This window comes from Streptomyces sp. DH12, from assembly GCF_020873895.1.
In the GTDB taxonomy this organism is placed as follows: Bacteria; Actinomycetota; Actinomycetes; order Streptomycetales; family Streptomycetaceae; genus Streptomyces.
Genome location: NZ_JAHWGT010000546.1, coordinates 1 through 567 on the forward strand (window position 1 = coordinate 1; position 567 = coordinate 567).

At 77.6% G+C, this 567-nt stretch carries 1 protein-coding gene and 1 pseudogene; one reads left to right on the top strand and one right to left on the bottom strand.

What is annotated here, in order from left to right:
* Positions 1–204 (top strand): SpoIIE family protein phosphatase (locus tag LPA54_RS35695; RefSeq protein ID WP_228984720.1); only part of this gene is annotated, 204 nt, incomplete at its 5' end.
* Between the two features lie 250 nt (positions 205–454).
* Here LPA54_RS35695 and LPA54_RS35700 read toward each other — a convergent pair.
* Positions 455–567, bottom strand: a pseudogene (locus tag LPA54_RS35700) (MurR/RpiR family transcriptional regulator); the annotation flags it as partial.

The window sequence follows — 567 nt, forward strand, 5'->3', positions numbered from 1 at the left end:
CGCCTCGTCCTCTACACCGACGGCCTGGTCGAGACCCGCCGCGACCCGCTCGACACCCGCCTCGACCGCCTCCTCACCCTGCTCGACACCCCGGCCCACTCCCTCGACGACGTCTGCGAACTCCTCCTCCGCACCCTGCACGAGCCGGACAACTTCGACGACGTGGCGCTGCTGATCGCCCGGGTCACGGCACCCGGGTACTGAGAGACCGCGGGACGCGTCGGGGACGCCCACGAGGGGCCGCCCACGGCGGTGGCCGGACGCGCGGGGCGGCGGAGGCCGGACCTGCGGGGCTGAGGGCGACTCCTGGCGGGCGGCGGGTCGGCCCGGGCGGTTCGCGCGAACCGAGGGCGTGGGTCGCGGACGGGACGTCCCACGCCCCCGTGAACCCACACCCGTGTCACCGCGGCGGCACGAAGCCCGGCGTCGCGGCGCCGACGCCCCGGCCACGCCCGGCCGCGTCGCTCCGGTCGGGCGGCATCGTGCCGCCCTCGTCGAACAGCCGTACGTCCGGGTGGACCTCCGCGGCGAACCAGGCGAAGCCGCGCGCCCTGGCGGCGGCCCGCA